At 56.9% G+C, this 26236-nt stretch carries 12 protein-coding genes, 4 tRNA genes and 6 rRNA genes; 6 read left to right on the plus strand and 16 right to left on the minus strand.

The genetic code is table 11. The features are described 5' to 3' along the window. Nucleotides 1-16 precede the first annotated feature (16 nt). The 13 genes from lnt to AC1MLT_RS11015 form a co-directional block, all read right to left on the minus strand. A complete protein-coding gene (lnt, locus tag AC1MLT_RS10955) occupies nucleotides 17-1774 on the minus strand; it encodes an apolipoprotein N-acyltransferase (RefSeq protein ID WP_481032294.1) in 1758 nt (585 codons plus the stop codon). Next, nucleotides 1729-2607, minus strand: a complete 879-nt coding sequence (locus AC1MLT_RS10960) for an HlyC/CorC family transporter (protein ID WP_296306734.1) — start codon at nucleotides 2605-2607, stop codon at nucleotides 1729-1731. Before AC1MLT_RS10960 ends, lnt begins: the two co-directional genes overlap by 46 nt. A 69-nt stretch (nucleotides 2608-2676) precedes the next feature. Beyond that, the gene (locus tag AC1MLT_RS10965; protein WP_481032295.1) at nucleotides 2677-3402 is read right to left on the minus strand and encodes a GNAT family N-acetyltransferase; all 726 of its coding nucleotides are present in this window, start codon (nucleotides 3400-3402) and stop codon (nucleotides 2677-2679) included. A 553-nt stretch (nucleotides 3403-3955) separates the two neighbouring features. Further along, nucleotides 3956-4068 (minus strand): 5S ribosomal RNA (gene rrf, locus AC1MLT_RS10970). Between the two features lie 130 nt (nucleotides 4069-4198). Then, nucleotides 4199-7069: ribosomal RNA gene (locus AC1MLT_RS10975) — 23S ribosomal RNA — on the minus strand. A 323-nt stretch (nucleotides 7070-7392) separates the two neighbouring features. After that, nucleotides 7393-7468, minus strand: a tRNA-Ala gene (locus tag AC1MLT_RS10980). A 22-nt stretch (nucleotides 7469-7490) separates the two neighbouring features. Then, nucleotides 7491-7567: transfer RNA gene (locus tag AC1MLT_RS10985), tRNA-Ile, on the minus strand. A gap of 105 nt (nucleotides 7568-7672) precedes the next feature. After that, nucleotides 7673-9207 (minus strand): 16S ribosomal RNA (locus tag AC1MLT_RS10990). A gap of 534 nt (nucleotides 9208-9741) precedes the next feature. Then, a 5S ribosomal RNA gene (gene rrf, locus AC1MLT_RS10995) occupies nucleotides 9742-9854 on the minus strand. Between the two features lie 130 nt (nucleotides 9855-9984). Beyond that, nucleotides 9985-12855: ribosomal RNA gene (locus AC1MLT_RS11000) — 23S ribosomal RNA — on the minus strand. Between the two features lie 323 nt (nucleotides 12856-13178). Beyond that, nucleotides 13179-13254: transfer RNA gene (locus tag AC1MLT_RS11005), tRNA-Ala, on the minus strand. Nucleotides 13255-13276: 22 nt separating this feature from the next. Further along, nucleotides 13277-13353: transfer RNA gene (locus AC1MLT_RS11010), tRNA-Ile, on the minus strand. Between the two features lie 105 nt (nucleotides 13354-13458). Further along, nucleotides 13459-14993 (minus strand): 16S ribosomal RNA (locus AC1MLT_RS11015). The 16S, 23S and 5S rRNA genes sit together here with 4 tRNA genes alongside, the layout of an rRNA operon. Nucleotides 14994-15661: 668 nt before the next feature. Here AC1MLT_RS11015 and AC1MLT_RS11020 point away from each other — a divergent pair. Together AC1MLT_RS11020 and AC1MLT_RS11025 are read left to right on the plus strand one after the other, a co-directional pair. After that, nucleotides 15662-17587 carry an ATP-binding cassette domain-containing protein gene (locus tag AC1MLT_RS11020; protein WP_481032296.1) on the plus strand — a complete coding sequence of 642 codons (1926 nt, stop codon included), beginning with the start codon at nucleotides 15662-15664 and terminating at the stop codon, nucleotides 17585-17587. 274 nt (nucleotides 17588-17861) lie between these two features. After that, nucleotides 17862-19661, plus strand: a complete 1800-nt coding sequence (locus tag AC1MLT_RS11025) for a phospholipase D family protein (protein ID WP_481032297.1) — start codon at nucleotides 17862-17864, stop codon at nucleotides 19659-19661. 18 nt (nucleotides 19662-19679) lie between these two features. Here the strand turns inward: AC1MLT_RS11025 and AC1MLT_RS11030 are convergent, their stop codons facing one another. Next, nucleotides 19680-20903: a DUF445 domain-containing protein gene (locus AC1MLT_RS11030; RefSeq protein WP_481032298.1), complete on the minus strand. Its 1224-nt coding sequence runs from the start codon at nucleotides 20901-20903 to the stop codon at nucleotides 19680-19682. 117 nt (nucleotides 20904-21020) lie between these two features. Here AC1MLT_RS11030 and AC1MLT_RS11035 point away from each other — a divergent pair, with 117 nt between their 5' ends. Beyond that, on the plus strand, nucleotides 21021-22226 hold the full coding sequence (locus AC1MLT_RS11035; RefSeq protein ID WP_481032299.1) for a M20 aminoacylase family protein: 1206 nt from the start codon (nucleotides 21021-21023) through the stop codon (nucleotides 22224-22226). A gap of 10 nt (nucleotides 22227-22236) precedes the next feature. Here the strand turns inward: AC1MLT_RS11035 and AC1MLT_RS11040 are convergent, their stop codons facing one another. Then, nucleotides 22237-23025 carry a type III pantothenate kinase gene (locus AC1MLT_RS11040; RefSeq protein WP_481034978.1) on the minus strand — a complete coding sequence of 263 codons (789 nt, stop codon included), beginning with the start codon at nucleotides 23023-23025 and terminating at the stop codon, nucleotides 22237-22239. Nucleotides 23026-23235: 210 nt separating this feature from the next. On the opposite strand from AC1MLT_RS11040, the gene lysM reads away from it, so the two are divergent. Then, nucleotides 23236-23724 (plus strand): peptidoglycan-binding protein LysM, encoded by a 489-nt coding sequence (lysM, locus tag AC1MLT_RS11045; protein WP_481032300.1) that lies wholly within the window; start codon nucleotides 23236-23238, stop codon nucleotides 23722-23724. Between the two features lie 67 nt (nucleotides 23725-23791). Here lysM and AC1MLT_RS11050 read toward each other — a convergent pair whose 3' ends face one another. Next, entirely contained in the window at nucleotides 23792-24250 is a 459-nt protein-coding gene (locus tag AC1MLT_RS11050) for a rhodanese-like domain-containing protein (protein WP_481032301.1), read from the minus strand. Between the two features lie 122 nt (nucleotides 24251-24372). Between AC1MLT_RS11050 and AC1MLT_RS11055 the strand changes: the two genes are divergently transcribed. Then, complete coding sequence (locus tag AC1MLT_RS11055; RefSeq protein WP_481032302.1) at nucleotides 24373-24798, plus strand: CopG family transcriptional regulator; 426 nt, start codon at nucleotides 24373-24375, stop codon at nucleotides 24796-24798. Between the two features lie 138 nt (nucleotides 24799-24936). Beyond that, nucleotides 24937-26172 (plus strand): extracellular catalytic domain type 1 short-chain-length polyhydroxyalkanoate depolymerase, encoded by a 1236-nt coding sequence (locus AC1MLT_RS11060; protein WP_481032303.1) that lies wholly within the window; start codon nucleotides 24937-24939, stop codon nucleotides 26170-26172. The last annotated feature ends 64 nt before the right edge of the window (nucleotides 26173-26236 follow it).

A 26236-nucleotide genomic window follows, 5' to 3' on the forward strand; every position in this document is an offset into this window, starting at 1 on the left:
CGACGCATCGATGCGATTAGCGTGCCAGGGTCCGGCGATGGATCCATATGCCGAGTGCGACAACCAGCAGCGCCACAGTCCATAACGGAGCCAGTCCATAGCGTGAGACCCATTGCGCGAATGGCGTCAAATTGCCCCGCCCTTCGACGATCGCCGAAAGCACACCCCGCGTGAGCCGGGGCAACTGCTGCGTCACTTGACCTCGATGGTCGATCACAGCCGTTGCTCCGGTATTGGTTGCGCGTACCATGGGCCGCTCGAATTCGAGCGCTCTCATGCGCGAGATGGCCAGATGTTGATCGATGGCGACCGAGTCTCCGAACCAGGCGATATTGCTGACGTTCAGCAGGATCGTGGGCGCCTGGGCGCGATCGAGGAAGTTGGCGCCGATCTCGTCGCCGAACAGGTCTTCGTAGCAGATGTTCGTCGCGATTCGCTGTCCTTTCCATGCGAAGGGTGGCTGCGCAAGTGCACCACGATGGAAGTCGCCCAACGGGATGTTCATGAGATTGGTGAACCACCGGAACATCGACGGAACGAATTCCCCGAATGGCACCAGATGATGCTTCTCGTAGCGATAGGGCGTATCTGCACCAGGCTTGAAACCCAGGACGGCGTTCCGGTAGTCCCCATAGTCGATCGAACCATCGTCTGGAGCTGGTGACGACGACACGTCAGCGCTGCTTCCGCTGCCCTCCAATGGGATTCCGACGATGGCGGCCTGATCGCCGCTCGAATAGCGAGCAGCGACGGCATCGACATAGCCTTCCGGCAATTGCGATGGCAGCAATGGAAATGCGGTCTCCGGAGTGATCACGAGCGATGCCGTCGCGTCACGCAATTGCAGGCCATACCACTCGAGCGCTGTGTCGATCCCGCTGCCCATGACGAATTTTTCGTCTTGCGGGATGTTGCCTTGCAGCAGCTGGACATCCAGGGTTCCTCGTGAATCAGCCGCTTCGTCGGACGCGGTGCGCATCAGGTTGAGTGCCCGAGGGGCCAGCAAGAGCGCAATGGTGCAAGTGCTCAGTACCATCAATGATCGGATACGCCCGGACGTCGCCTGGGCGTGACCAGGAAATGGCGCCCCCTTCGTCGAAGTCGTGTTGAACGCACCCAAGACGACTCGTCCCCAAACCGCCATGACTGCCGCGACGGCACCAATGCCATAGACACCGATCCATGGTGCATAGGCGGCGAGAGGTCCATCCAGGTGCGCATAGCCGCCCGCCCCCCAGGGGAACCCTGTGAACCAACTTCCCCGAAGGAGCTCCCCGAGTGTCCACAACGCGGCAAAAAACAGCGCCGTGCCGATGTGGTTTCTCGCAGGGGCGTACGCCACGAAGATTCCACAGGCGACGGCGTAGTACAAAGAAAGTCCAGCTGCCAGCGCGAGCACTGCAAGCACGGCAAGCGGCGCGGCCAGTCCGCCATAGACGTGCAGTGAGATAAATAGCCACCAGAACGTACCGCACAACCAGGCCGTGGCAAACAACCAGCCTTCCATCGCGGCACGTAACCAGCGCCTGGGTTGGCCAGCGCGCCGCAAGACCTCGAGCCGCCAAACCAAGGCCATCAGCGACAGTATCTGCAGCCACCAGCGCGGCTGCCCATTCCAAGGCGCAGCCAGGGAGATCGCCTGTCCCCACCCCGCCAGAGCAAGAGCGATCAAGGGAAAACAAGTAGATGGAATGGTTGGCCTCGAGCTCCCAACCTTTGCAACGGCGCTCAATCCGCTGCGCCGGTACCGCGCGCGGGCGATACCCTGAACCATCGGACCGCGCCGCCCTTGGTGTGCAACACGACGAAGTCGAAGCCGCCCAAGGCATGGTGCTCGCCCTTCTTGGGCACATGACCCATCTTGTGAGCCACAAGTCCACCAATGGTGTCGAAGTCCTCACTCAAATCATCCGCATCGAGCGTGATGCCGAAAGCCTCGGCAACACGCTCGATCGGCGTATCCCCTGCCACGCGATAAGTGTGATCTGCCAATCCGAAAATGTCGCCCTCGTCCTCACCGATATCGAACTCGTCTTCTATCTCGCCCACGATCTGTTCCAGGACATCCTCGATCGTGATGAGTCCAGCCACACGACCAAACTCATCGATCACGATTGCCAAGTGGTTGCGATTGCCCCGGAATTCACGCAGCAGGTCATTCAGTCCCTTGCTTTCGGGCACGAACGCTGCGGGTCGAAGAAGCGCTCGGATGTTCAGTTCCGGTGCACGTTGAAGCTTGAGGAGATCCTTGGCAAGCAGGATTCCAATGATGTTCTCTTTTTCGCCCTCGTAAACGGGAAAACGGGAGTGCGCTGTATCGATCACTACATGCAGCAGGTCTTCGTACGGCGAATTGATGTCGACAAGATCCATGCGAGGCGCCGCTACCATGACTTCGCCGGCGGTCATGTCTGCCATGCGCAATACTCCCTCGAGCATGACACGAGACTCGGCGCCTATGACATCATTCTCCTCGGCATCAGCGAGCGTTTCGATCAGCTCGTCACGAGAGTCAGGCCCGGGATGAAGAAACTCGGCGAGCTTTTGGAGGAAACTACGTTTGTCTTCCCGTTCGACGGGACTGCGTTCAGGATGAGGGTCGGCCACTGCGTGAGGGCGGAGTTAGGGAGTGGCAAGGATACCGGATTGTGTCCGCAGCACCCATCACCCAGGGTATCAAGCAGAGGATTTTCCGCGTGCCGCGCGTAGTCCACTGCGCATCTCCTGCAAGCCTGCTAAGAAGCTCCAAAACTGCTTGGCTCGAGTTTTCAGCAAGAAATCAACTTCTGCAAAGTGCTCCAAAGCAATCTCGCTGAGATGACTGTCGAACGTAGCGGAAGGCAGCTGCAGATGCGCTTCCGATTCCGATCCACTTCGAACTACTGTCGCGCCCGCTTTGCGTGCAATCTTGAGCATTGCAGCGTTCTCGCTCAACGCATGAATGAACATCATGCCAACACCTTCATTACGCGCAACGACGACAGCACGATCGAACAGACGTGAGCCATAACCTCGGCCACGAGCGCTTGCTGACACCGAAACGCCAAATTCGGCACAATCGCTATGTTGGTGGGGGGGGGCAAATGCCAGATGCGCGATGGCGATCAGATCCAGCCGACGGTTGTAAATACCAAAAAGCTCGTCACGCTCGAAATCAAGCCCGTCAACATATTTGTTTACCTGCTCATCGGACGCAGCGTAACCAAACCGCAGGTAACGATCTGAAGGATTTAGACCCAAAAGATGCCGTCTGACCCTAGAACGCTCTCTGGGCCCGATGGATCGGATAGGTACGATGACCTGCCCGGGCGCTAGAGAAGAAACCTTGGGATCGAGTACATATAACTCATGCACGGTTCGACTCCCAGCAACAAAATTCAAGAGCGACGAGGTGATGGTCATCGCTGGAATATAAGGGTTCCTACCTATAGTGCAAGCTAGCATGTCACCTTGTGGACGATGACGTCTAAGGAAACACTCTAGCTTCATACAAAGCTCACCGCGCATCACTGAACTTAACGCAGAGACCGTTCAGCGCGTACCTGCTCTAGCGAATACAAGGGATGTGCTCTGTCGCCTCTCTGATATCAGACGAGATCAGTAATTCTTGCGCAGAAGCTCAAATTAGCCGAAACAATGCGCACTTACCAACGCCGGCATTACGGCCCACTCATCACACAATTACATGAGGAAGAACACGACGTCAGGACTCATTATTTCCATACCGCCTGCATCCGACGTCATACAAAATTAAATGGTAGACGTAGCTTCTGCGTCAAATTCTGCAATTGACACTGCCGCCTAGTTTCAATAACAGCACTCAAGCAAAACCAAAAAATATAAATGCCGATTTCCACAAGGCCGCATCTAATACATGCATCAATGCATAGAATTTACAAAGCACAAATAAAGAAAGCCCAATTACCGAAGTAATTGGGCTTTCTAGGCTGTAAGAGCCTGACGATGACCTACTTTCACACGGGAACCCGCACTATCATCGGCGCTGACGCGTTTCACTGTCCTGTTCGGGATGGGAAGGAGTGGTACCACGTCGCTATGGTCATCAGGCATAACTGGTTATTCGCTCGATTATGGAATCGAGCGAAAGAATTCATAGAGTTTGGAATCAGCTGTATTGGAGAATTATTATGACTGCGTCAACTTGGCATAACACCTTGATCATATCAATCAAAGTTATAGGGTCAAGCCTCACGAGCAATTAGTATCAGTTAGCTTAACGCATTACTGCGCTTCCACACCTGACCTATCAACGTCCTGGTCTTGAACGACTCTTTAGGGGGCTCAAGGCCCCGGCAGATCTCATCTTGAAACGAGTTTCCCGCTTAGATGCTTTCAGCGGTTATCTCTTCCACACTTAGCTACTCGGCAATGCCACTGGCGTGACAACCGATACACCAGAGGTGTGTCCACTCCGGTCCTCTCGTACTAGGAGCAGGCTTCCTCAAATCTGCAGCGCCCACGGAAGATAGGGACCAAACTGTCTCACGACGTTTTAAACCCAGCTCACGTACCTCTTTAAATGGCGAACAGCCATACCCTTGGGACCGGCTACAGCCCCAGGATGAGATGAGCCGACATCGAGGTGCCAAACACCGCCGTCGATATGAACTCTTGGGCGGTATCAGCCTGTTATCCCCAGAGTACCTTTTATCCGTTGAGCGATGGCCCTTCCATACAGAACCACCGGATCACTATGTCCTGCTTTCGCATCTGCTCGACTTGTCAGTCTCGCAGTTAAGCACGCTTATGCCATTGCACTATCGTCACGATGTCCGACCGTAACTAGCGTACCTTCGAACTCCTCCGTTACACTTTGGGAGGAGACCGCCCCAGTCAAACTGCCTACCATGCACTGTCCCCGATCCAGATAATGGACCTAGGTTAGAACCTCAAACACACCAGGGTGGTATTTCAACGTTGGCTCCACAAGATCTAGCGACCCTGCTTCAAAGCCTCCCACCTATCCTACACAGATCTGTTCAAAGTCCAATACAAAGCTACAGTAAAGGTTCATGGGGTCTTTCCGTCTTTCCGCGGGGAGATTGCATCATCACAAACATTTCAACTTCGCTGAGTCTCAGGAGGAGACAGTGTGGCCATCGTTACGCCATTCGTGCAGGTCGGAACTTACCCGACAAGGAATTTCGCTACCTTAGGACCGTTATAGTTACGGCCGCCGTTTACTGGGACTTCAATCAAGAGCTTGCACCCCATCATTTAATCTTCCAGCACCGGGCAGGCGTCACACCCTATACGTCCACTTTCGTGTTTGCAGAGTGCTGTGTTTTTAATAAACAGTCGCAGCCACCGATTTTTTGCAACCCATTCATGCTTCGTTGTTCACTACACACTAATAGGGCACACCTTCTTCCGAAGTTACGGTGTCAATTTGCCGAGTTCCTTCTCCTGAGTTCTCTCAAGCGCCTTAGAATACTCATCTCGCGCACCAGTGTCGGTTTGCGGTACGGTCGTGTATAGCTGAAGCTTAGTGGCTTTTCCTGGAACCTCGTTCAGTCACTTCACCAGCAAGCTGGCTCGATCATTGGCCTCGGTATATGTACGCCGGATTTGCCTAACGTACGCCTACATCCAATTAAACCGGGATATCCAACACCCGGATGACCTATTAAGATCCGTCCCCACATCGCACTATACATCGGTACAGGAATATTGACCTGTTTCCCATCAGCTACGCATCTCTGCCTCGCCTTAGGGGCCGACTCACTCTACGCCGATGAACGTTGCGTAGAAAACCTTGCGCTTACGGCGAGGGGGCTTTTCACCCCCTTTAACGCTACTCATGTCAGCATTCGCACTTCTGATACCTCCAGCACGCCTTACAACGCACCTTCACAGGCTTACAGAACGCTCTCCTACCACTTGCAATAAATTGCAAATCCGCAGCTTCGGTAACTGGCTTAGCCCCGTTACATCTTCCGCGCAGGACGACTCGATCAGTGAGCTATTACGCTTTCTTTAAATGATGGCTGCTTCTAAGCCAACATCCTGACTGTTTTAGCCTTCCCACTTCGTTTCCCACTTAGCCAATTTTAGGGACCTTAGCTGGCGGTCTGGGTTGTTTCCCTCTTGAGTCCGGACGTTAGCACCCGGTGCTCTGTCTCCCAAGCTGTACTCATCGGTATTCGGAGTTTGCCTTGGTTTGGTAAGTCGCCATGACCCCCTAGCCAAAACAGTGCTCTACCCCCGATGGTAATACTTGAGGCACTACCTAAATAGTTTTCGGAGAGAACCAGCTATTTCCAAGTTTGTTTAGCCTTTCACCCCTATCCACAGCTCATCCGCTAGTTTTGCAACACTAGTCGGTTCGGACCTCCAGTACCTGTTACGGCACCTTCATCCTGGCCATGGATAGATCACTTGGTTTCGGGTCTACACCCAGCGACTGATCGCCCTATTCGGACTCGATTTCTCTACGGCTTCCCTATTCGGTTAACCTTGCCACTGAATGTAAGTCGCTGACCCATTATACAAAAGGTACGCAGTCACCCTTGAGGGCTCCTACTTTTTGTAAGCACGCGGTTTCAGGATCTATTTCACTCCCCTCCCGGGGTTCTTTTCGCCTTTCCCTCACGGTACTAGTTCACTATCGGTCGATGATGAGTATTTAGCCTTGGAGGATGGTCCCCCCATATTCAGACAGGATTTCTCGTGTCCCGCCCTACTTTTCGTTAGCTTAGTACCACACAGGTCTTTTCACGTACGGGGCTATCACCCACTATGGCCAGTCTTTCCAAACTGTTCCGTTAAGTCTTGTGCTATTACTAACAGGCTTTTCCGATTTCGCTCGCCACTACTTTCGGAATCTCGGTTGATGTCTTTTCCTCGAGCTACTGAGATGTTTCAGTTCACCCGGTTCGCCTCGCACAACTATGTATTCATTGTGCGATACCTTTCGGTGGGTTTCCCCATTCGGAAATCTCCGGATCAAAGCTAATTTGCCAGCTCCCCGAAGCTTATCGCAGGCTATCACGTCCTTCGTCGCCTATCATCGCCAAGGCATCCACCACGTGCTCTTATTCACTTGACCCTATAACTTTGATTTCTCGCCAGACTGATCCAACGAAACAAAATTATCACAAGGAATATGTCAGGTCTTTCACCTGACGCGTTATGCCGTTTCATTCAATTCGAATTAACTCGAAATTGAAGTTCATTTGACGCAATCAAAAATTCTATGTTGCTGATGGCACGGTCTACACTAAACCCTTACGAATGTGTAGTTTCCATCAGCAACGCTGATTCGACTCTATGAATTTTTAAAGAACAGCCGATTGATCAAAGGATCTTGACCAACAGCAAAATGGCCTTTAGCAAAGCCACTTTGTTGTTGAACTTAATTATATCAGATATTGGTGGAGGTGACAGGACTCGAACCCGCTACCTACTGCTTGCAAAGCAGCCGCTCTCCCAGCTGAGCTACACCCCCAAATACTTAGGCACTGGATAAATGGTGGGTCGGGTTGGATTCGAACCAACGACCCCCGCCTTATCAAGACGGTGCTCTAACCAACTGAGCTACAGACCCGAATCGATCTCTTTTTACCAGCAGGAATTGTTTACCACGGGTTAAAAGGGACTGTTATCCAACAACCGATAAGTGTGAGCGTTCGAATTAAATTGCTGTTTCCAGAAAGGAGGTGATCCAGCCGCACCTTCCGATACGGCTACCTTGTTACGACTTCACCCCAGTCACGAACCCTGCCGTGGTAATCGCCCTCCTTGCGGTTAGGCTAACTACTTCTGGCAGAACCCGCTCCCATGGTGTGACGGGCGGTGTGTACAAGACCCGGGAACGTATTCACCGTGACATTCTGATCCACGATTACTAGCGATTCCGACTTCACGCAGTCGAGTTGCAGACTGCGATCCGGACTACGACTGGTTTTATGGGATTAGCTCCCCCTCGCGGGTTGGCAACCCTTTGTACCAGCCATTGTATGACGTGTGTAGCCCCACCTATAAGGGCCATGAGGACTTGACGTCATCCCCACCTTCCTCCGGTTTGTCACCGGCAGTCTCATTAGAGTGCCCAACTAAATGTAGCAACTAATGACAAGGGTTGCGCTCGTTGCGGGACTTAACCCAACATCTCACGACACGAGCTGACGACAGCCATGCAGCACCTGTGTTACGGTTCTCTTTCGAGCACTAAACCATCTCTGGTAAATTCCGTACATGTCAAAGGTGGGTAAGGTTTTTCGCGTTGCATCGAATTAAACCACATCATCCACCGCTTGTGCGGGTCCCCGTCAATTCCTTTGAGTTTCAACCTTGCGGCCGTACTCCCCAGGCGGTCAACTTCACGCGTTAGCTTCGTTACTGAGTCAGTGAAGACCCAACAACCAGTTGACATCGTTTAGGGCGTGGACTACCAGGGTATCTAATCCTGTTTGCTCCCCACGCTTTCGTGCATGAGCGTCAGTACAGGTCCAGGGGATTGCCTTCGCCATCGGTGTTCCTCCGCATATCTACGCATTTCACTGCTACACGCGGAATTCCATCCCCCTCTACCGTACTCTAGCTATGCAGTCACAGATGCAATTCCCAGGTTGAGCCCGGGGATTTCACAACTGTCTTACATAACCGCCTGCGCACGCTTTACGCCCAGTAATTCCGATTAACGCTTGCACCCTACGTATTACCGCGGCTGCTGGCACGTAGTTAGCCGGTGCTTATTCTTACGGTACCGTCATTAGCTCTCTTTATTAGAAAGAACCGTTTCGTTCCGTACAAAAGCAGTTTACAACCCGAAGGCCTTCATCCTGCACGCGGCATTGCTGGATCAGGCTTTCGCCCATTGTCCAAAATTCCCCACTGCTGCCTCCCGTAGGAGTCTGGGCCGTGTCTCAGTCCCAGTGTGGCTGGTCGTCCTCTCAGACCAGCTACAGATCGAAGGCTTGGTGAGCCTTTACCTCACCAACTACCTAATCTGCCATCGGCCGCTCCATTCGCGCAAGGCCTTGCGGTCCCCTGCTTTCATCCGTAGATCGTATGCGGTATTAGCACAGCTTTCGCTGCGTTATCCCCCACGATTGGGCACGTTCCGATGTATTACTCACCCGTTCGCCACTCGCCACCAGGATTGCTCCCGTGCTGCCGTTCGACTTGCATGTGTAAGGCATGCCGCCAGCGTTCAATCTGAGCCAGGATCAAACTCTATAGTTCGATCTTGATTTTTTAGCTCTTTCGAGCAACTCATAAATTGGAATTGACATGAACTTCATTTCTGAATTTCACATCTTTTTTACTTCATGAGCGTTTAAAGTCTTGCGACTTTGTTCCGAAGAACTTGGCAATTGCCTTCAAACGCCCACGCTTATCGGCTGTAAATTTTTAACGAACCTGACAAAACTTACCGTTTTGTCTTGCTTTACTGTGATCAGCGAAGCCTTGCATTCTAGCACGACATTTTTGAGTTTGTCAAACTTTTTTCGCTTTTTTTGACGCCGCCTTGGCAGCATCTCATTTCAGCGAAGCCTTCGATTCTAACATGCTTTTTTCAAAACCGTCAACTCGAAAACTGTTTTTGCTTCCGCAAACTGAGCCTGTCAAACAAGCTCACATCACTTCAGCGAAGTCTTCAATTATCACTCGAGAATCAATCTCTTGTCAAGCGCTAGTTGCACTCGCATAATTGATGGCTTACACAAATAAAGAAAGCCCAATTACCGAAGTAATTGGGCTTTCTAGGCTGTAAGAGCCTGACGATGACCTACTTTCACACGGGAACCCGCACTATCATCGGCGCTGACGCGTTTCACTGTCCTGTTCGGGATGGGAAGGAGTGGTACCACGTCGCTATGGTCATCAGGCATAACTGGTTATTCGCTCGATTATGGAATCGAGCGAAAGAATTCATAGAGTTTGGAATCAGCTGTATTGGAGAATTATTATGACTGCGTCAACTTGGCATAACACCTTGATCATATCAATCAAAGTTATAGGGTCAAGCCTCACGAGCAATTAGTATCAGTTAGCTTAACGCATTACTGCGCTTCCACACCTGACCTATCAACGTCCTGGTCTTGAACGACTCTTTAGGGGGCTCAAGGCCCCGGCAGATCTCATCTTGAAACGAGTTTCCCGCTTAGATGCTTTCAGCGGTTATCTCTTCCACACTTAGCTACTCGGCAATGCCACTGGCGTGACAACCGATACACCAGAGGTGTGTCCACTCCGGTCCTCTCGTACTAGGAGCAGGCTTCCTCAAATCTGCAGCGCCCACGGAAGATAGGGACCAAACTGTCTCACGACGTTTTAAACCCAGCTCACGTACCTCTTTAAATGGCGAACAGCCATACCCTTGGGACCGGCTACAGCCCCAGGATGAGATGAGCCGACATCGAGGTGCCAAACACCGCCGTCGATATGAACTCTTGGGCGGTATCAGCCTGTTATCCCCAGAGTACCTTTTATCCGTTGAGCGATGGCCCTTCCATACAGAACCACCGGATCACTATGTCCTGCTTTCGCATCTGCTCGACTTGTCAGTCTCGCAGTTAAGCACGCTTATGCCATTGCACTATCGTCACGATGTCCGACCGTAACTAGCGTACCTTCGAACTCCTCCGTTACACTTTGGGAGGAGACCGCCCCAGTCAAACTGCCTACCATGCACTGTCCCCGATCCAGATAATGGACCTAGGTTAGAACCTCAAACACACCAGGGTGGTATTTCAACGTTGGCTCCACAAGATCTAGCGACCCTGCTTCAAAGCCTCCCACCTATCCTACACAGATCTGTTCAAAGTCCAATACAAAGCTACAGTAAAGGTTCATGGGGTCTTTCCGTCTTTCCGCGGGGAGATTGCATCATCACAAACATTTCAACTTCGCTGAGTCTCAGGAGGAGACAGTGTGGCCATCGTTACGCCATTCGTGCAGGTCGGAACTTACCCGACAAGGAATTTCGCTACCTTAGGACCGTTATAGTTACGGCCGCCGTTTACTGGGACTTCAATCAAGAGCTTGCACCCCATCATTTAATCTTCCAGCACCGGGCAGGCGTCACACCCTATACGTCCACTTTCGTGTTTGCAGAGTGCTGTGTTTTTAATAAACAGTCGCAGCCACCGATTTTTTGCAACCCATTCATGCTTCGTTGTTCACTACACACTAATAGGGCACACCTTCTTCCGAAGTTACGGTGTCAATTTGCCGAGTTCCTTCTCCTGAGTTCTCTCAAGCGCCTTAGAATACTCATCTCGCGCACCAGTGTCGGTTTGCGGTACGGTCGTGTATAGCTGAAGCTTAGTGGCTTTTCCTGGAACCTCGTTCAGTCACTTCACCAGCAAGCTGGCTCGATCATTGGCCTCGGTATATGTACGCCGGATTTGCCTAACGTACGCCTACATCCAATTAAACCGGGATATCCAACACCCGGATGACCTATTAAGATCCGTCCCCACATCGCACTATACATCGGTACAGGAATATTGACCTGTTTCCCATCAGCTACGCATCTCTGCCTCGCCTTAGGGGCCGACTCACTCTACGCCGATGAACGTTGCGTAGAAAACCTTGCGCTTACGGCGAGGGGGCTTTTCACCCCCTTTAACGCTACTCATGTCAGCATTCGCACTTCTGATACCTCCAGCACGCCTTACAACGCACCTTCACAGGCTTACAGAACGCTCTCCTACCACTTGCAATAAATTGCAAATCCGCAGCTTCGGTAACTGGCTTAGCCCCGTTACATCTTCCGCGCAGGACGACTCGATCAGTGAGCTATTACGCTTTCTTTAAATGATGGCTGCTTCTAAGCCAACATCCTGACTGTTTTAGCCTTCCCACTTCGTTTCCCACTTAGCCAATTTTAGGGACCTTAGCTGGCGGTCTGGGTTGTTTCCCTCTTGAGTCCGGACGTTAGCACCCGGTGCTCTGTCTCCCAAGCTGTACTCATCGGTATTCGGAGTTTGCCTTGGTTTGGTAAGTCGCCATGACCCCCTAGCCAAAACAGTGCTCTACCCCCGATGGTAATACTTGAGGCACTACCTAAATAGTTTTCGGAGAGAACCAGCTATTTCCAAGTTTGTTTAGCCTTTCACCCCTATCCACAGCTCATCCGCTAGTTTTGCAACACTAGTCGGTTCGGACCTCCAGTACCTGTTACGGCACCTTCATCCTGGCCATGGATAGATCACTTGGTTTCGGGTCTACACCCAGCGACTGATCGCCCTATTCGGACTCGATTTCTCTACGGCTTCCCTATTCGGTTAACCTTGCCACTGAATGTAAGTCGCTGACCCATTATACAAAAGGTACGCAGTCACCCTTGAGGGCTCCTACTTTTTGTAAGCACGCGGTTTCAGGATCTATTTCACTCCCCTCCCGGGGTTCTTTTCGCCTTTCCCTCACGGTACTAGTTCACTATCGGTCGATGATGAGTATTTAGCCTTGGAGGATGGTCCCCCCATATTCAGACAGGATTTCTCGTGTCCCGCCCTACTTTTCGTTAGCTTAGTACCACACAGGTCTTTTCACGTACGGGGCTATCACCCACTATGGCCAGTCTTTCCAAACTGTTCCGTTAAGTCTTGTGCTATTACTAACAGGCTTTTCCGATTTCGCTCGCCACTACTTTCGGAATCTCGGTTGATGTCTTTTCCTCGAGCTACTGAGATGTTTCAGTTCACCCGGTTCGCCTCGCACAACTATGTATTCATTGTGCGATACCTTTCGGTGGGTTTCCCCATTCGGAAATCTCCGGATCAAAGCTAATTTGCCAGCTCCCCGAAGCTTATCGCAGGCTATCACGTCCTTCGTCGCCTATCATCGCCAAGGCATCCACCACGTGCTCTTATTCACTTGACCCTATAACTTTGATTTCTCGCCAGACTGATCCAACGAAACAAAATTATCACAAGGAATATGTCAGGTCTTTCACCTGACGCGTTATGCCGTTTCATTCAATTCGAATTAACTCGAAATTGAAGTTCATTTGACGCAATCAAAAATTCTATGTTGCTGATGGCACGGTCTACACTAAACCCTTACGAATGTGTAGTTTCCATCAGCAACGCTGATTCGACTCTATGAATTTTTAAAGAACAGCCGATTGATCAAAGGATCTTGACCAACAACAAAATGGCCTTTAGCAAAGCCACTTTGTTGTTGAACTTAATTATATCAGATATTGGTGGAGGTGACAGGACTCGAACCCGCTACCTACTGCTTGCAAAGCAGCCGCTCTCCCAGCTGAGCTACACCCCCAAATACTTAGGCACTGGATAAATGGTGGGTCGGGTTGGATTCGAACCAACGACCCCCGCCTTATCAAGACGGTGCTCTAACCAACTGAGCTACAGACCCGAATCGATCTCTTTTTACCAGCAGGAATTGTTTACCACGGGTTAAAAGGGACTGTTATCCAACAACCGATAAGTGTGAGCGTTCGAATTAAATTGCTGTTTCCAGAAAGGAGGTGATCCAGCCGCACCTTCCGATACGGCTACCTTGTTACGACTTCACCCCAGTCACGAACCCTGCCGTGGTAATCGCCCTCCTTGCGGTTAGGCTAACTACTTCTGGCAGAACCCGCTCCCATGGTGTGACGGGCGGTGTGTACAAGACCCGGGAACGTATTCACCGTGACATTCTGATCCACGATTACTAGCGATTCCGACTTCACGCAGTCGAGTTGCAGACTGCGATCCGGACTACGACTGGTTTTATGGGATTAGCTCCCCCTCGCGGGTTGGCAACCCTTTGTACCAGCCATTGTATGACGTGTGTAGCCCCACCTATAAGGGCCATGAGGACTTGACGTCATCCCCACCTTCCTCCGGTTTGTCACCGGCAGTCTCATTAGAGTGCCCAACTAAATGTAGCAACTAATGACAAGGGTTGCGCTCGTTGCGGGACTTAACCCAACATCTCACGACACGAGCTGACGACAGCCATGCAGCACCTGTGTTACGGTTCTCTTTCGAGCACTAAACCATCTCTGGTAAATTCCGTACATGTCAAAGGTGGGTAAGGTTTTTCGCGTTGCATCGAATTAAACCACATCATCCACCGCTTGTGCGGGTCCCCGTCAATTCCTTTGAGTTTCAACCTTGCGGCCGTACTCCCCAGGCGGTCAACTTCACGCGTTAGCTTCGTTACTGAGTCAGTGAAGACCCAACAACCAGTTGACATCGTTTAGGGCGTGGACTACCAGGGTATCTAATCCTGTTTGCTCCCCACGCTTTCGTGCATGAGCGTCAGTACAGGTCCAGGGGATTGCCTTCGCCATCGGTGTTCCTCCGCATATCTACGCATTTCACTGCTACACGCGGAATTCCATCCCCCTCTACCGTACTCTAGCTATGCAGTCACAGATGCAATTCCCAGGTTGAGCCCGGGGATTTCACAACTGTCTTACATAACCGCCTGCGCACGCTTTACGCCCAGTAATTCCGATTAACGCTTGCACCCTACGTATTACCGCGGCTGCTGGCACGTAGTTAGCCGGTGCTTATTCTTACGGTACCGTCATTAGCTCTCTTTATTAGAAAGAACCGTTTCGTTCCGTACAAAAGCAGTTTACAACCCGAAGGCCTTCATCCTGCACGCGGCATTGCTGGATCAGGCTTTCGCCCATTGTCCAAAATTCCCCACTGCTGCCTCCCGTAGGAGTCTGGGCCGTGTCTCAGTCCCAGTGTGGCTGGTCGTCCTCTCAGACCAGCTACAGATCGAAGGCTTGGTGAGCCTTTACCTCACCAACTACCTAATCTGCCATCGGCCGCTCCATTCGCGCAAGGCCTTGCGGTCCCCTGCTTTCATCCGTAGATCGTATGCGGTATTAGCACAGCTTTCGCTGCGTTATCCCCCACGATTGGGCACGTTCCGATGTATTACTCACCCGTTCGCCACTCGCCACCAGGATTGCTCCCGTGCTGCCGTTCGACTTGCATGTGTAAGGCATGCCGCCAGCGTTCAATCTGAGCCAGGATCAAACTCTATAGTTCGATCTTGATTTTTTAGCTCTTTCGAGCAACTCATAAATTGGAATTGACATGAACTTCATTTCTGAATTTCACATCTTTTTTACTTCATGAGCGTTTAAAGTCTTGCGACTTTGTTCCGAAGAACTTGGCAATTGCCTTCAAACGCCCACGCTTATCGGCTGTAAATTTTTAACGAACCTGACAAAACTTACCGTTTTGTCTTGCTTTACTGTGATCAGCGAAGCCTTGCATTCTAGCACGACATTTTTGAGTTTGTCAAACTTTTTTCGCTTTTTTTGACGCCGCCTTGGCAGCATCTCATTTCAGCGAAGCCTTCGATTCTAACATGCTTTTTTCAAAACCGTCAACTCGAAAACTGTTTTTGCTTCCGCAAACTGAGCCTGTCAAACAAGCTCACATCACTTCAGCGAAGTCTTCAATTATCACTCGAGAATCAATCTCTTGTCAACTTGAAGGTTATTCAACACTCGCATCAGATTGGCAAATCTTATCTGCCGGAACGCGGTGCGTTTTGTGCTGAGCTGCGTAGTATACGCATTCGTTCGCGTCGTGCAAGCAATCTTCGATGGCAACTGTCATCCAGTAGCGTTCAGGATTGAAAGAAGTTGGCGGTTTGCCTGAGGCGCTGCTGGAATGACTTTGATAGGCACTCCCATAATCGGTGCCACATGGCACTCATCACACTTCTTAACGCGCAGCTCGCGTTCGGTCACGTCCCGCTTCTCGATCAAGCGGATTTTTCCTTGCTTTCCGCGGAGCGCGTTGGCTTGATTGGCCGTAATGGCACAGGCAAGTCATCGATGCTGAAGATTTTGGGTGGGATGGAAAAGCCCGATGACGGAACACTGCAGTTGCAGCAAGGAATACGCGTTGCGTACGTCGCACAAGAGCCGATGCTTGACCCGGATGCAGACGTCTTTACTGCAGCGAGTGCAGGTCTCGGAGCAGTCATTGCCGTTCGCGACCTGTATCTATCAGGCGCTCCGGGGTTGGATCTTGACGCGTTGCAGTCTCAGATCGAGGCCTATGACGCCTGGAACTGGGAGCAGCGCGTGGAAGAAACGCTGCAGCGGCTTCATCTAGATGGTTCAGCGCAAGTGGGCGCTTTGTCAGGCGGAACGCGCAAGCGGGTAGCCCTGGCTCAGGCGCTGGTTGCGGCTCCCGACGTGTTACTTCTTGACGAGCCCACCAACCATCTGGATCTCGATTCCATTGAATGGCTGGAACAGTTGCTGATCGACTTCAAAGGCAGTGTCGTCACCATTACCCACGATCGTGCCTTTCTGGACCGCGTCGCGACCCGGATCGTCGAACTCGATCGCGGCAAGCTACGGTCCTATGCAGGAAATTTCGCTCAGTACCTGCTTCAGAAAGAGGAGCAGCTGGCCCAGGAAGCAGTCATCAATGCCAAGGCCGACAAGCTGCTCGCGCAGGAGGAGATATGGGTACGCAAAGGCGTCGAGGCACGCCGTACGCGGAGTCAGAGCCGAATCGGCCGTCTCGAGGCCCTGCGCGACCAACGTCAGAGCCGGCGCAACACCGTTGGCAGTGTCAACATGGATGTTGCCGTCGGAACCGCGACTGGCAAAATCGTTGCCGAACTGACCGAAGCATCGAAGTCGTTCGGTGAGCGCACGATCGTGCGAGGTTTCAGTGCGACCATCCTGCGCGGCGACAAGATCGGGCTGATCGGTCCCAACGGTGCCGGCAAGACGACGTTGCTGAAGTTGATTCTGGGCGACCTGGAACCCGACAGCGGCAAGATTAGGCGCGGGGCCAACCTTGAAGTGGCTTACTTCGACCAGATGCGCGAGATACTGGATCTCGATGCCACGCTGGAGGATTTCATCAGCCCTGGCAGCGAGTGGATCGAGATTGGCAAGCAGCGAAAGCATGTCAAAAGCTATCTGAGTGATTTCCTGTTCTCGCCCGCCCGCGCCAATTCGCCCGTGCGCACCCTCAGTGGTGGCGAGAGGAACCGATTGCTGCTCGCTCGTCTGTTCGCAAGGCCAGCCAACGTGCTGGTGCTCGACGAGCCCACCAACGACCTCGACATCGACACGCTGGAGCTGCTGGAAGATCTGCTGCAGAACTACGACGGAACCGTATTCCTCGTGAGTCACGATCGAACATTCCTCGACAACGTCGTGACCAGCACGATCGCTTTCGAGGGCGATGGTCGCTGGCGTGAATATGAAGGTGGCGTGCAGGACTGGCTGCTGCAGTCGCGACGTGCCAAGGAACTGGCCAGCCAGCGCTCCAGCACGGCGCCATCGACCACGATGACGGAGAACAGGGCGACAGCATCGGTCTCCGTCCTCGATGCTCCTGCAACGCGCAGTCCGACATCCTCCACACCGGTTAAGAAGAAGCCCAGCTACAAGGAGCAGCGCGAACTGGAGGCATTGCCGACGCGCATCGCCGCTCTGGAAGACGAACAGAAGAACATTGCCGACACGCTGGCTTCGAGTGGCGGCGCCATCTATGCGACCGATCCAACCCGCGCCGCAGCACTCGCTGCACGCCACGCGGCAATCGACGACGAACTTCTGGCGGCGCTGGAGCGCTGGGAAGTCCTGGGAACAGGCGGATAAGACAGGAACCGGAGGCGGATTCGCCCGCCTTGGCACATCAGGTCCCGATCCCGTCCGGTCACGCTCGATCCATGCTGCATCGTTCAGTATCCGGAAGTTGAAGGAATCCATCCCAATCCACCGACCTGTCTCGCTTCGACAGTCAGGACTGTGGTTGCCTTCGATTCGATATCAGGCGGAGTCGATCCCCCAACACAAGGCAGGACCGCCCGTACAGGCGTACCCGGTTCGCGCCCCGTGCTCTCCTCTCGCTCGGCTTTCGCCCGATTTCCTCATGAAACTAAGCCCTCTTTCCAGCCGACCGATTTCTCTTGCATTCCATGCACTGGGAGCGCTGGCGATCGTCCTGGCCCTTGTCGGCTGCGCACAACTCCCCATCGATGTCGCCCGACCCGTGTCGACGGCCCTGGCACCAGCGGCCGATAGCCCCCTGGTCGAACTGATGCAGAAACGGCGGCAGGCGGCGAGCGCACGTGCCGACTCCGGTTTCCTGCTGCTGGGTACGCCGCAGAGTGCCTATGGCAGCAGACTGGCGCTGGTCGATGCGGCACGTCGGACGCTCGATCTGCAGTACTACGCGATCCATGCGGATGCCAGTTCAGCACGTCTGTTGGGGGCAGTGCGCGGCGCGGCGCGGCGCGGTGTGCGAGTGCGGATCCTGCTCGACGATTTCCACAGCACCGGCCGTAACGCCTTGGTCATGGGGCTGGCTTTCGAACCCAACATCGAGATGCGGATGTTCAACCCGCTCGCCGGCGCACGGGGCTCCGCCCTGGGACGCCTGTTCAACTCGGTCAGCGACTTCGACCGGGTGCAGCAGCGCATGCACAACAAGTTGTTCATCGCCGATAACGCAATGGCCGTGACCGGTGGCCGCAATCTGGGTGACGCCTACTTCGGCATCGCACGGAACAGCAATTTCATCGATCTGGACATCCTTGCCGCCGGGCCGGTGGTTCGCGACCTGTCAGCCAGCTTCGACAGCTACTGGAACAACGAGCGCGCATATCCCGTGCAATCGCTGGTCTCGCAGGCGGAACTGCGCGAGATCCGCGAGCGCACGGTGGCTGCCCATGTCGATCGCCGGCAAGACGCGTCCCGCGCGGCGGCCGCCGGCGAGGCTGCAGTACCTGCAGGCCAGGAGCCCTCCGGCGGTGCGCCCAAGCTGCCCGATGGCGAACCACGTCCGAGCGACGCCGGGCCGACCGACGCACAGTTCGCCGCGGCTTGGGACCAGCAGCCGATGGACCTGGCCAACGCCGCCTTCGTCTGGGCACCCGCTGCTGTACTGGCCGACAAGCCGACCAAGATCCCTGCCGACACCGACCTGGCTGATCAGGGGCGAACGGATGCCATGGCCACTCCGACGCCCGCGTCGCAGGCGGCCACAGGACCCGCCCCCGAATTGGGAGACCATTCGCCCATGGACGGCGATGGCGTCACGGTCGTCGACGGGTTGCTGCAGCTCATCAGCCAGGCACGGCGCGAGTTGCTTGTCATCTCACCGTACTTCGTGCCTGGCGCGGACATGAAGGCCGCCTTTGCGGCGGCACGTGCGCGAGGTGTACAGGTGCGTGTGCTGACCAATTCGCTGTCCTCGAACGATGCGCCGATCGCTCACGTGGGCTATGCGCGCCACCGTGAGGAACTGCTGGCGATGGGCATCGAACTCCACGAGATGCGCAGCCGGCAGGCTGGCTTCGGCAGTGTGCTGGGATCGTCCGGCAGCGGCGGCAGCGGTGCATCGCGTGCCATGCTGCACTCGAAGGCCCTGGTGGTCGACGGCCGCTTGTTCGTGATCGGCTCCATGAATCTCGATCTGCGCTCCCAACTGCAGAACACCGAGATCGCGCTCCTCATCCGCAGCGCCGAACTCTCCAAGGTCGTCACCGAACGGATCGGCACGGTGATGAGCGAAGGCGCCTGGCGGGTCGAGCGCGAGAACGACCGGCTGGTCTGGCGCGCCCCCCGAGGCAGCGGTCTGTCGGATACGCAGACCGAACCCGACACGAGCGCCGGATTGCGCCTGCTGCTCAGGATCTTCGGCCCCCTGGCACCGGACGCATTGCTCTAGACGACGTGCCGGATGCCACTAGTGGCCGACCCACCGCGTCACGGTGTGGATCAACAGCCCTACCAGGCCGCCCACCAGCGTGCCGTTGATGCGGATGAACTGCAGGTCGCGTCCGATGTTGCGTTCCAGTTCGAGCGTCATCTCGTCGGCGTTCCATTGCCCCACGCGCTCGACGATGTAGCGCCTGATGTCCTCGCGGTAGCGCTCGATGGCGCGTGGCGCGGCCTCGGTGATCTGCTCGTTGATCCAGCGGCGCATCGGCTCGTCCTGCTGAAGACGCTCGCCCAGCGCCCCGGCCATCGTGACGATGCGCTGGCGCACGCTCGAGTCGGCCCGTCCGAGATCGTCGTCGAGCCAGGCACGCAGTTGGCCCCAGAGCCCCCCCAGGTATTCGCCAAGCGCGGGATGTGCCTGCAGATCGGCACGGATGCGTTCTCCGCGCTCGCGGAACGCGGGATCATGCTTGAGCCTGTCGATGAAATCGGTGACGAAGACATCGAAGCGCAAGCGCAACGGATGGCCGGGCTCGTCCGCCAGTTCGCCGATGGTGCGCGCGACGGCGGCAACGATCTTCCGCGTGGCCGCGCGCGCTGCGACCTGATCGAGTCCGACATAGCGCAGCGTCTTGACTTCGCGGGCAATGGCCTCGGTGATTCGCGCCTGCACCTCGTCGCCCTCGACCACCCGTGCGACCTGCGCCAGCACGTCGTCGAGCAGGGCCTGATGACGGCCGTCGGCCGTCAACGCATCCAGCCCCTGGCCGAGGAGGCGGGAGAGGTCGATCTGCGCCAGTCCAGCCGTCGCGCTACGGGCCAGAAAGGCCCGCACGCGTTCATCGTCGAAGGCGGCAAGCCCGTGGCGCGCCATCGCCACCGCGTGGTCGCCCAGTAACGCCGTCCGCGCCGGATCGGACAACCAGCGCGCCAGCCGCGCTGCTGGATCGAACTGCGCGAGCTTGGCGAGCACCTGTTGCGTGCTCAGGAAGTTGTCGACGATGAAACCGGCGAGCTTGGCGCCGATGCGATCCTTGTTGGCCGGAATGATGGCCGTATGCGGGATCGGCAGTCCCAGCGGATGACGAAACAGCGCCACCACCGCGAACCAGTCGGCGATGGCACCCACCATCGCGGCTTCGGCGAAGGCGGCGGCGTAGCCCCAGGCCGGATGACGCGCCTCCAGGATGCTCGCCACACCATAGAGCAGCGCCGCTGCGCCCAGCAGCCCGAGCGCGATGCGCTTCATGGCGTTCAGGGACCGCACCTGGGTTGAAGCGGGAACAGGAGATTCGGGCATGGCAGGCATGGGGCCGCATTCTCGGGGAAGCTCCATGCCCTCGGCGCCCAGCCTAGACTGTGTTGCATGAAACTCATCGATTCGATCCTCACCCAGGCCGCGGGCATCGCATCCATCCGTCGCGATCTCCATGCCCATCCCGAACTCTGCTTCCAGGAGGTGCGCACCGCCGATGTGGTGGCGACACGGCTCGCCGAATGGGGCATCCCGGTCCACCGCGGGCTGGGGAAGACCGGCGTGGTCGGCATCGTGAAGAACGGCAGCAGCCCACGCGCCATCGGATTGCGCGCCGACATGGACGCCCTGCCGGTGACCGAGCTCAACACCTTCGCGCATGCCAGCACGCATCCGGGCAAGATGCACGCCTGCGGCCACGATGGTCATACCGCCATGCTGCTGGCGGCCGCCCAGCACCTGGCCCGACACCGCAACTTCGACGGCACGGTCTACCTGATCTTCCAGCCGGCCGAGGAAGGCGGAGGTGGCGCGCGCGAGATGGTCAAGGAAGGCCTGTTCGAGCAGTTTCCGATGGATGCGGTCTTCGGCATGCACAACTGGCCAGGCATGAAGGCCGGCCAGTTCGCCGTCAGTCCCGGCCCGGCCATGGCATCAAGCAACGAATTCAAGGTGACGGTACGTGGCAAGGGCGGCCACGCGGCACTGCCGCATACCGGCATCGATCCGGTGCCGATCGCCTGCGAGATCGTGCAGGCCTTCCAGACGATCCTCACGCGCAGCAAGAAACCGACCGACGCTGGCGTCGTCTCGGTGACGATGATCCATGCCGGCGAGGCAGTGAACGTCATTCCCGACCGTTGCGAGCTGCGCGGCACGGTGCGCACCTTCTCGCTCGAAGTGCTCGACCTGATCGAATCGCGCATGGCGACCATCGCCGAGCACGTGGCGGCCGCCCATGGCGCCGAGTGCGATTTCCGGTTCGTGCGGAACTACCCGCCGACCATCAATACCGCTGCCGAGGCGAACTTCGCACGCCGCGTCATGGCCGGCATCGTGGGCGAGGAAAACGTGCTGCAGCAGGAAGCCGCCATGACGGCAGAGGATTTCTCCTTCATGCTGCTGGCCAAGCCGGGGGCCTATGCCTTCATCGGCAATGGCGATGGTGCCCATCGCGAGCCGTTGCATGGCGGCGGGCCTTGCACGCTGCACAACGCGAGCTACGACTTCAACGACGATCTGATCCCGCTCGGCGCGACCTGCTGGGTCAGACTGGCCGAGGAATTCCTGAAGCCGGGGGGCCTCGACCTGTCCTGAGAACGCGGGCTCAGCCCAGCACGGCGCCCGAGCGCGCCGCGGCGATCACCAGCAACCCGTCCATGATGAGGCCATCGACCAGTTCGAAGGGGCTGACCATCGACGGCGCCATCTTCCAGCCCGCGCCGCCGGTCATGTAGCAGGCCGGCTCGGCGCCGCAGTGACGCATGACATGCTGGCGCATGCGCTCGACCGCGCCGGCAATGGCGTAGGTGCCACCGCTGGTGAGGGCGTCGCTGGTGTTGGTGGGGAAATCGCAGACCTCGCCCGTCGGCACATGCAGGCCGGCGGTGCCCGACTCCAACGCGCGCAGCATGATGCCGTGACCCGGCAGGATCAGCCCGCCCAGGAATCGACCTTCGCCATCGATGGCCTCCACCGTGACGGCGGTGCCGATCATCACCACCACCATCGGCCGCGCCGGTCCCTGGGACAGCATGCGATGGCGCGCGCCGATCATCGCCACCCAGCGATCCGCCCCCAGACGCGTCGGATGGTCATAGCCATTGACGAGCCCTGCTTCCGACGCGCTCGGCACCACCCAACGCGGCGTGCAGTCGAAGCACTCCTCGATCTGCTCCTCGGCGCGACGGCGCACCGCATCGCCTGCGACCGCGCAGCCGAGCATCGAGGTCGGTGGTGGGAACCTGCTCAGTCCGGCCCATGGGCCCTCGGCCAGCCGCTCGATGTGATCAAGGAATTCCGCGCCATGCGCGAGCACCTCGGCCTCCGGCGCCGGCAGGTCGTAAAGCGCCCATTTGAGGCGGGTATTGCCGATGTCGATGGCCAGGAAAGTCATCATGGGATTATTGCGACGTTACCGATACTTTCGGTCTATTCCGACAAACAGCGTGACGCATCTCGCATATTTCGTCTCAGCCCCCACACAGGCATACGCGCCCACAACCTACGCTGGCATGCAGGCGTCGACCGTACAAGTTGGTACCGACTAGGGCCGAGTCCTCGGTCCTTCGGTCCACCACATCAACCATATCGAAGGAGTGAACCCATGGGATTGCTGAGTTTCATCAAGGAAGCGGGCGAAAAGCTGTTCGGCGGATCCTCCGCGCATGCCGCCGAAGCGGCACCCGGCGCTGCGGTCGACCCGAACGCAGCCAACACGGCCGCGGCCAATGCCATCAAGACCTACATCGAGACCCAGAACCTGGGCCTGACCAATCTGCAAGTTGGCTATGTGGCCACGACCGGAGTCGTCACCCTGTCGGGCAACGCCCCGTCGCAGGAAGCCAGCGAAAAAGCCAGTCTGGCTGCCGGCAACGTCGCCAACGTGACGAGCGTCGACAACAACCTGCAGGCACCCGCTGCGGCCGCCGCCCAGTACCACGACGTCGTGAGCGGTGACACCCTGTCGGCGATTTCGAAGAAGTATTACGGCGACGCCAACAAGTACAACGCGATCTTCGAGGCCAACAAGCCCATGCTCAAGAGCCCGGACAAGATCTATCCAGGTCAGAAGCTGCGCATTCCGGCGCTCTGATCCTCCATCGGGCTTCGGATGGGGTCGGCCAGCTGGCGGATCCTTCCGGAGTCCGATTTTTTTCGGCTCATCCCTGCATCCAGGGAAGACCATGGAAGCGCCACCCACCGATCCTGTTGCGGTGGCCTTCCGAATCGGGGTTGCCTTCGAATCCTTCGAGGATGTTATAGGCCTCGATGCCCAGTTCAGTCGCCCGCCGGGCCGCGGCGATTGAACGAACGCCGCTGCGGCATAGCAGCACCACACGCTTCCCTTCGCGGACAGACGCCTTCAACTGCGCGTCGAAATCCGGGTTGACCGCCATTCCGGGCCATTGCTTCCAGGCCACCGCCACGGCACCGGGCACACGGCCGACCCATTCCCGCTCGGCATCCGTGCGGACGTCGACCAATACCGCTTCGCCATCCTGGACCCAACGGAAGGCCTCCTGGGGAGAGACATCTCCGGCATAGCCCGACGGCCCGGGGGATGGTCCATCGGCTTTCGATGCGGCGGGTGGAGGAAAAGTGGATGCGGGTTCCGACATGAGTGATTCCTTGTGAAGTCCTGACGAATTCTGGCGTCAGGCGTCCTCCTTTGGTTGAAGGCAGAAAAAACATCCAACAACCATCCATTGACCATCCACATGGATGGTAATAAGATGCGGACATGGAAACGAAAACCGCTACCCCCCTGGCACGCATCAAGCCGTCGGACGCCGAGAAGATCACCATCAACCTCGGCTACGTCGACCTGGGTCAGATCGACCTGCTGGTGACCGAGAGCTTCTATTCGAACCGGACCGATTTCATCCGCACCGCGATACGCAACCAACTGGCCGTGCACGGCGACGTGGTGAAGCAGGCCGTGGCTCGCAAGATGCTGGTGCTCGGCCTGCAGCACTTCACCGCCTCCGACCTCGAAGCCGTACGCCGTGCCGGTGACCGACTTGAGATCCGCGTGCTGGGACTGGCCACCATCGCTGCCGACGTGAGCGTCGAACTGGCGCTCGAGACGATCGGCTCGATCACCGTCCTGGGTGCCCTGCACGCCAGCACGGCGGTGAAGGCGGCCCTGGCGTCCCGCATCCGCTAGGCCTCCGGCGGCCAGGCGGCGACCGCGTCTGGCTGCTGCTTTCCATCCCTTCCGTTTCCTCTCCCGCCCTCGTTGTCCCCGATTTCCTTTTCATCGTCACGACCTTCCCATTCACTTCAGCCTCACCGAAAGATCCCCATGAACTCCCTCCTGCAACGCTTGATGACCGACGCCTCCCGGATGACCCAGGATGGCCAGCTGCAAGCCGCGACCGAGGCGATCCAGCGTGCGCTTCGCGCCGCCCACCTCGAGCGTCCGGACGGCGCCGGACCATCGGCCGCCACGGATGCCTTCGATCCGATGGCGCAGTTCGAGTCCTTCATGCAGCGAGCGACCAGCGCGGCCGGTCATGGTGCTTTCGTGCCGGGCGCATTCACGCCGACGTCGCCGGCTTCTTCGGTCGTGCTCGACGGTTGCGTGCGCGTGATCGACGAGGAGACCGCCACACCCACGGCCACGCCGAGCGAACCCGTGGCCGACCGCAGGCCTGCCGATGGCGCCCAGGCCGAACGCTGGACCACGGGCAGCTTCACCCATCAGGGCCGCACCCTCGCCTACAAGCTCTACGTGCCGCCACGCGCCGCCGATGTCGCGACCACGGCTCGCCCCCTGGTGCTCATGCTCCACGGTTGCACCCAGAATCCCGACGATTTCGCTGCCGGAACGCGGATGAACGAACTCGCCCGCCAGGCCGGCGTGGTGGTCGTGTATCCGGCGCAGACGCAACATGCCAACTCGCAGAAATGCTGGAACTGGTTCAAGACCCAGCACCAGCAGCGTGGTCGCGGCGAACCGGCCCTGCTGGCGGCGCTCACGCAATCGATCGTCGCGTCCGAACACGTCGATCCGTCGCGCGTCTATGTCGCGGGTCTGTCGGCCGGCGGCGCCATGGCCGACATCCTCGGCCAGGTCTATCCGGACGTCTTCGCCGCGGTCGGTGTGCATTCGGGCCTGCCCGCGGGCTCGGCCACCGACCTGGTGTCGGCCCTGGCGGCGATGCGTGGCGCCCCCACGGGTGCATCCGTCGCCGTGCGTGCCCGGGATGCGCGCCGGGCGCCGGTGATCGTGTTCCATGGCGATGCCGATGCCACGGTGCATCCGGGCAACGCGGCCGGCGTGGTGAAGGCCGCGCTCGATGGTCGCGCGGCGGTGACGCCCAAGGCGGTCGAGGGCCGCTCGACCCAGGGCCAGTCGTTCGCCCGCACCGATCACGTCGATGCCGACGGCCGGGTCGCGGTCGAATCCTGGCTGCTGCGCGGCGCCGGCCATGCCTGGTCGGGCGGCAGCACGAGCGGCAGCTATACCGATCCGCGCGGCGTCGATGCCAGTGCCGAGATGCTGCGCTTCTTCATGGCGCATCCCCGCCTGGCATAAGCCGGTCCGGGTCCGGGGTCGAAGCCGGCCGACTACCATCCATGGCCCCGAGCGAGCCGCTCTT

The sequence above is a fragment of the Variovorax sp. PEI5 genome, from assembly GCF_056679935.1.

Coding starts and splice junctions, on each gene's coding strand:
- AC1MLT_RS11020 (WP_481032296.1), top strand. CDS start 15,662: ATGGCACTCATCACACTTCTTAACGCGCAGCTCGCGTTCGGTCACGTC.
- AC1MLT_RS11025 (WP_481032297.1), top strand. CDS start 17,862: ATGAAACTAAGCCCTCTTTCCAGCCGACCGATTTCTCTTGCATTCCAT.
- AC1MLT_RS11035 (WP_481032299.1), top strand. CDS start 21,021: ATGAAACTCATCGATTCGATCCTCACCCAGGCCGCGGGCATCGCATCC.
- AC1MLT_RS11050 (WP_481032301.1), bottom strand. CDS start 24,250: ATGTCGGAACCCGCATCCACTTTTCCTCCACCCGCCGCATCGAAAGCC.
- AC1MLT_RS11060 (WP_481032303.1), top strand. CDS start 24,937: ATGAACTCCCTCCTGCAACGCTTGATGACCGACGCCTCCCGGATGACC.
- lnt (WP_481032294.1), bottom strand. CDS start 1,774: ATGGTTCAGGGTATCGCCCGCGCGCGGTACCGGCGCAGCGGATTGAGC.
- AC1MLT_RS11055 (WP_481032302.1), top strand. CDS start 24,373: ATGGAAACGAAAACCGCTACCCCCCTGGCACGCATCAAGCCGTCGGAC.
- AC1MLT_RS11040 (WP_481034978.1), bottom strand. CDS start 23,025: ATGACTTTCCTGGCCATCGACATCGGCAATACCCGCCTCAAATGGGCG.
- AC1MLT_RS11030 (WP_481032298.1), bottom strand. CDS start 20,903: ATGAAGCGCATCGCGCTCGGGCTGCTGGGCGCAGCGGCGCTGCTCTAT.
- AC1MLT_RS10965 (WP_481032295.1), bottom strand. CDS start 3,402: ATGACCATCACCTCGTCGCTCTTGAATTTTGTTGCTGGGAGTCGAACC.
- lysM (WP_481032300.1), top strand. CDS start 23,236: ATGGGATTGCTGAGTTTCATCAAGGAAGCGGGCGAAAAGCTGTTCGGC.